The sequence below is a fragment of the Gemmatimonadota bacterium genome, assembly GCA_016209965.1.
Lineage (GTDB): Bacteria > Gemmatimonadota > Gemmatimonadetes > Longimicrobiales > RSA9 > JACQVE01.
Genome location: JACQVE010000261.1, coordinates 1 through 3,991, shown reverse-complemented (window position 1 = coordinate 3,991; position 3,991 = coordinate 1). Strand labels below are relative to the sequence as shown.

General features: G+C 67.1%; 7 protein-coding genes. 5 read left to right on the top strand and 2 right to left on the bottom strand.

Annotation, left to right across the window (positions count from 1 at the left end):
- The 5 genes from HY703_10460 to HY703_10440 form a co-directional block, all read left to right on the top strand.
- Positions 1-645, top strand: a 645-nt coding sequence (locus HY703_10460) for a cbb3-type cytochrome c oxidase subunit I (protein MBI4545609.1), incomplete at its 5' end; no start/stop codon positions are given.
- A gap of 287 nt (positions 646-932) precedes the next feature.
- Complete coding sequence (locus tag HY703_10455) at positions 933-1,526, top strand: cytochrome c oxidase subunit 3 (protein ID MBI4545608.1); 594 nt, start codon at positions 933-935, stop codon at positions 1,524-1,526.
- A gap of 10 nt (positions 1,527-1,536) precedes the next feature.
- The gene (locus HY703_10450; protein MBI4545607.1) at positions 1,537-1,875 is read left to right on the top strand and encodes a cytochrome C oxidase subunit IV family protein; all 339 of its coding nucleotides are present in this window, start codon (positions 1,537-1,539) and stop codon (positions 1,873-1,875) included.
- Entirely contained in the window at positions 1,872-2,738 is an 867-nt protein-coding gene (locus HY703_10445; GenBank protein ID MBI4545606.1) for a cytochrome c oxidase assembly protein, read from the top strand. The genes HY703_10450 and HY703_10445 overlap by 4 nt, the downstream gene beginning before the upstream one ends.
- 155 nt (positions 2,739-2,893) lie before the next feature.
- Positions 2,894-3,112, top strand: coding sequence for a hypothetical protein (locus HY703_10440; GenBank protein ID MBI4545605.1), 219 nt, complete (start codon positions 2,894-2,896; stop codon positions 3,110-3,112).
- Between the two features lie 54 nt (positions 3,113-3,166).
- On the opposite strand, the gene HY703_10435 is transcribed toward HY703_10440, so the two are convergent.
- A complete protein-coding gene (locus HY703_10435; protein ID MBI4545604.1) occupies positions 3,167-3,496 on the bottom strand; it encodes a hypothetical protein in 330 nt (109 codons plus the stop codon).
- A 147-nt stretch (positions 3,497-3,643) separates the two neighbouring features.
- Positions 3,644-3,991 (bottom strand): hypothetical protein (locus HY703_10430; protein MBI4545603.1); only part of this gene is annotated, 348 nt, incomplete at its 5' end.

The following is a 3,991-nucleotide window of genomic DNA, read 5'->3' as shown; positions in this document are numbered from 1 at the left end:
GTGCTCTTCGGCGGGCTGATCCTGGGCGTCTTTGCCGGCTTCTATTACTGGTGGCCCAAGCTGACGGGACGGCTGCTGGACGAGCGGCTGGGGAAGTGGCACTTCTGGCTGACGTTCCTTGGCTTCAATACGACGTTCTTCCCCATGCACTTCATCGGGCTGCTGGGCATGCCGCGGCGCATCTACACGTACTCCTCGGAGCTGAACCTGGGGGGACTCAACCTGCTGGTGACCGTGGGCGGCTTCGTCACGGCGCTGGGCACGCTGGCTTTCCTGTGGAACCTGTACCGCAGCCGGCGGCACGGCGAGCCGGCAGGGCCGAACCCGTGGGACGCGCCGACACTCGAGTGGGCGACGACGTCGCCGCCGCCTGTGTACAACTTCGGCAGCATCCCGGTGGTGCGCAGCCGCCAACCCATGTGGGACCGGCCGGAGGAGCTGGGCGCGCAGGCACGCGCGGTGCCGCCCGAGGCGGTTCACATGCCCGCGCCATCGCACTGGCCCATCTTCACGGCGGCCGGGATCCTGCTCACCTTTGCGCTGTTCCTGGCGGAACGGTGGTGGGCGCCGCTGATGGGGCTGCCCGTGGTGGCGTTCGGCGCGATCCGGTGGGCCTTCGAGCCGCAGTTCGGGTCGGAGGCGTAGGGGCGGGGAGGGTGGGGGAGGATCCCGTACCCGTACCCGTACCCGTACCCGCACCCGTACCCGGCCCTCGCGGATTTGCGAGTGGGCGCCGGGAGGCAGGATTGGGCCAAAGGGGGAAAGGCAGGAGCCTGGTGCATGCAGCAAGCTGATAGCTACGGAAGATTGGCTGGCCGTCGCACACTGGTTTTGCAACACGAGCGCGTGAGCCGGGAAATCCTTCGGGTGCGGGTACGGGTGCGGGTACGGGTACGGGGTACGAAGAATCGAACGAGAGCGGAGCGACTCGATTGAGCTCAGCCGCAGCGCACGCGGAGCATCCCCCCACCGCCACGGGGCTTCAGACCCTGAAGCTGGGGTTCTGGACGTTCCTGGGCTCGGAGACGCTGTTCTTCGGCTCGCTGATCTCGACCTACATGGTCTACAAGCGCCGGAGCGTCACGGGCCCGACCACGCACGAGATCCTGAACATCCCGCTCACCTCGATCAGCACCTTGGTGCTGCTCACCAGCAGCCTCATGATGGTGCTGGCGCTGGCGGCCGTGCAGCGGGGGGAGCGGCGCGGCGCGGTCATCTGGCTGCTGTCGACCGCGGCACTGGGCTCGCTGTTCCTGAGTTTTCAGGCCTACGAGTTCACCAGCTTCTATCACGAAGGGCTGACGCTGTCGGTCAACCTCTTCGGCTCCTCCTTTTTCGTGCTCACCGGGTTCCACGGGGCCCACGTCACGATTGGCGTGTTCTGGCTGCTGGTGCTGTGGGTGCAGGCGGTGCGCGGGCGGCTGGGGCCGGCCAACGCGCTGGCGGTCGAGGTCGCGGGACTCTACTGGCACTTCGTGGACATCGTCTGGATTGTGATCTTCACCCTCGTGTACCTCATCCAGTGAGAGCGATGGCATGAGCGCGGAAGCGGCTGGCGGGGCCCGGCCGGCGGCGCACGGGGCGGAGGGGCACCCCGGCTACAAGACGTACCTGCTCGTGGCCGCGGTGCTGGGCATCATCACGGCAGCGGAGGTCGCCGTCTTCTACATTCCGGCACTGGCGGCGGCGCTGGTGCCGATCCTGCTCACGTTGTCCACGGGGAAGTTCATCCTGGTAGTCATGTTCTACATGCATCTCAAGTTCGACAGCCGTATCTTCACGGGCGTATTCGTCGCGCCCCTGCTGCTGGCCATGGCGGTGGTCGTCTCCCTGATCATCCTGTTCCGGGTGCTGCCCGCCTATTCGCCCCCGTGATGCTGGCGCCGGCTCCGCTCCTGGCCGCGCTGCACGGCGGTGCGGCCTTCTCCTGGACACACGGGGAGGCGCACCCCAGCGTTCTCGCGGGGTGCGGGCTGCTGCTGGCCGCCTACCTGGCCGGGATCGGGCCGCTGCGACGGCGTTATGCCCTGGGCGACGCCGTCGGCCCGGGCCGCGTCGCCTGCTTCCTCCTGGGACTGCTGACCATGCTCCTGGCGCTCAACGGGCCGATCCACGACCTGAGCGACAACTTCTTGTTCAGCGCGCACATGGTGCAGCACCTGCTGCTCATGCTGATCATGCCGCCGCTGCTGCTGCTGGGCACTCCCGGCTGGCTGCTCCGGCCGCTGCTGCGGCCGGCTGCTGTGATGCGCGCCCTCCGCCTCGCGACCCGGCCGCTCGCCGCCTTTGCCATCTACAACGTGGTCTTCATTGCCTGGCACCTGCCGCGCTTCTACAACGCGGCGCTCGAGCATCACGACTTGCACATCGTGCAGCACCTCATGTTCATGGCGGCGGCGGTGCTCATGTGGTGGCCAGTCGTGACCCCGCTGCCAGAGCTGGGCCGGCTGGCGGGCCCGCTCCAGATGCTGTACCTCTTTGCTTTCGGCGTGCCCATGTCCATCGTGTCCGCGCTGATCACGCTCTCCGAGCGCGTGCTCTACCCCTTCTACGAGAGGGCGCCGCGCGTCTTCGCGCTCTCCGCGCTGGACGACCAGCAGCTCGGTGGGCTGATCATGTGGGTGCCGGGCGGGCTCATCTTCTGGGTGGCCATTACGGTGGTCTTTTTCCGCTGGGCGCGAGGCGAGGAGCAGGAGGAGGCGCAGCAGCGGCTGATGCTCGCCGCCGCGTCGCACTAAGTGCAAGGTAGTGCAAGGTTTTACGAAGTCAGTTACGTATGCGCCGCAGAGCACGCGGGGGACGCAGAGTGGCAGCCGGCGCCCCGACACCGTACGATCTTTGTGTACTCGGCGCGCTCGGCAGTGAAATAGTACCCCTGAACCGGGAGTCCGCTATGTCTTCACTGATCCCGTTCCACCGCGTGCTGATCGCGAGTGCGATCATCTTCTGCTTCGGCTTTGGGGTGTGGGAGCTGTTCGCGTACATGCGGGAAGGCGAGCCCGCGCAGTTGCTGTTCGGGCTCATTGCCGCGGTGGCCGGCACGCTCCTGGCCCTCTACCTCTGGAAGCTGCGCCGCATCCTGAAGCTGCCGGGCGGCGGGTCGAAGCCTTAGTGGTCGAGATCATGAATGCGCCGGCATTCGGCCGCCGATCCATCGCCTCTCTTGTCAACCGGGTCTTCGAGCGGGATCTGACCTGCTCGCCGCAAGATCCGCTGCCCGGTCGGCGCCCTCTGCAAGGTGTTTGGCCGGCCGCTCGTCCAGCAGCCGCTCCGCGAAGTCCACGCGGTGCTCGAGCAGATCGAGCCGGCTGTGTAGTTGCTCGAGCTGCTGACCGAGCCGCGAGAAATCGGATTGATCGAGGCGCGCGGCCTGGCGCTCCTGGCGCGTCATCTCGATGAGGTCACCCAGGCGCTTGGACAGCGGCCGCAGGATCGCGATCGCGGCAATGGTGACAAAGAAGGCAACGGGTACGACGATGGCCGCGAGGTCGCCCATAGATATTTTCTCGGTTCGGGTCGTCCGGGGCTGGGGCGCTCGGGGTCCCCCCCCCCGCGCGGGCTAAGTGGTCGAGTTCGTAAGTACGCCCGAATGCGGGCGTATTTGCGGATTCGACCACTAAGTTACGCTCGGCGTCCGTGCCGCTCACTCGGGGCAGTCCACGATGTCCTCCAGCCGGTGCTCGCGCAGCTCGCTCCGCAGTGCCGGGTGCTCGCGCCACAGGTAGGCGCCCATCACCACGGCGGCGATCAGGTTCGCGACGGCAACCGTCCACCACGGCAGGCTGTTCAGCAGCCAGCCGGCCAGGATGGCAAGCAGGCCGATGAACAGCGTTTCGAAGGTCACGAAAAGCAGGGCAAACCCCAAGAGTAGCGGCGGATCGCGCTCCGCCTCCGTGGCCAGCGCGGCGGCCACGAACCCCGTGAGCAGGAACGCGGCTACGTGGACCACGGTGTACCCCAGCACGGTCGCGCCCGTGATCTGGATATCCGC

Bases quoted from the DNA above. Each gene is read 5' to 3' on its own strand.
- HY703_10435 (MBI4545604.1), bottom strand. From the start codon at position 3,496: ATGGGCGACCTCGCGGCCATCGTCGTACCCGTTGCCTTCTTTGTCACC.
- HY703_10440 (MBI4545605.1), top strand. From the start codon at position 2,894: ATGTCTTCACTGATCCCGTTCCACCGCGTGCTGATCGCGAGTGCGATC.
- HY703_10450 (MBI4545607.1), top strand. From the start codon at position 1,537: ATGAGCGCGGAAGCGGCTGGCGGGGCCCGGCCGGCGGCGCACGGGGCG.